At 45.2% G+C, this 504-nt stretch carries 1 pseudogene; it reads right to left on the bottom strand.

Going from position 1 to position 504, the window contains the following annotated elements:
• Positions 1 to 504: pseudogene (locus tag PSH50_RS21010) on the bottom strand (copper resistance system multicopper oxidase); the annotation flags it as partial.

Here is a 504-nt window from a genome sequence, read left to right on the forward strand (position 1 = left end):
CCCTTCAAGTGAGTGTAAATCTGCAAGTGTTAAAACACGGCGACCATTTTTACGTAAACCAATACCAGGATCATCAAGATTTGTTCTAGGCATATCAACGCGCATATCAACTGAAGCTCCATACTCCGTTTTGGCATGACGCACTTTAGGGCTGGCAACTGCCAATGGGTTTTCAGACATACCATGTTTGCTATGATCCATCGCCATTGCACCGTGCTCCATAGCGCTATGATCCATTTCTTTAGAGTTCATACCTGACATGCCAGCCATACCTGCCATTGCAGAATGCTCACCGCCGTGGGTCATATTGCCCATCATATCGGTCATCGTTAACCATTCAACAGGGTCAAGTGCAGGTACTGGCGCATCAATATTAGGCGAGCTTGATAAAGTTCCTTTTGCGTAACCAGAGCGATCCATACTTTGAGCAAAAATCGTATAGGCATCATTTTTAGGCTCAACAATTACGTCGTAGGTCTCACCAGGGCCGAATCTAAATTCATC

Origin of the sequence: Pseudoalteromonas sp. Angola-7 (assembly GCF_028599255.1) — a bacterium.
Lineage (GTDB): Bacteria > Pseudomonadota > Gammaproteobacteria > Enterobacterales > Alteromonadaceae > Pseudoalteromonas > Pseudoalteromonas atlantica.